Below are 549 nucleotides of genomic sequence, written 5' to 3'. Positions count from 1 at the left end.
CCTTGAGCTCCTTGTCAGTAGTTGGAAATAGTCTCAAGACTAAAATACACCTAGACCTTTTTGAAAACGAAAAGAATTCCTTAGACTTACTACTTTGATAGAAATAATGGTAGCAAATAATAACATTGGCTTGTTATCATTTAAAGCAAACATATAAAACTAATCCAATCAAAAATGGCACAACAAATCAAACTCAAAACCAACGTAAAATGTGGCGCATGTGTAACGGCCATCACTCCGGCAATGAACGCTTTAAATGCAAGCCATTGGGAAGTAGACTTAAAGTCACCCGACAGAATACTGACCGTAGAAGGAGAAACAGCTGCTGCAGAAATCATGGCTGCACTAGAAAAATCCGGTTATAAGGGCGAATCTATTTAAATGAAAGAAGGTAGGATAGGTATAAATTTTATTACTTTTGCCTCAATTCTATGATTAAACACAAATCTTTTATTCTGGACAATGGACTTCAAGTTTTGGTCCATGAGGACCATTCTTCAGAAATGGCTGTTGTCAATCTCTTGTACAAGGTAGGCTCAAGAAATGAAG

Annotated in this window: 1 protein-coding gene; it reads left to right on the top strand. The window is 36.6% G+C overall.

The annotated features are described in order from the left end of the window. The first annotated feature begins 174 nt into the window (after positions 1–174). Complete coding sequence (locus tag ADIWIN_RS15130) at positions 175–381, top strand: heavy-metal-associated domain-containing protein (protein WP_020890700.1); 207 nt, start codon at positions 175–177, stop codon at positions 379–381. Positions 382–549: the final 168 nt, after the last annotated feature.

The organism is Winogradskyella psychrotolerans RS-3 (assembly GCF_000427335.1).
GTDB classification, from domain to species: domain Bacteria; phylum Bacteroidota; class Bacteroidia; order Flavobacteriales; family Flavobacteriaceae; genus Winogradskyella; species Winogradskyella psychrotolerans.
The sequence above is the reverse complement of the archived record's forward strand: the minus strand, read 5'-3'. Positions and strand labels throughout refer to the sequence as shown.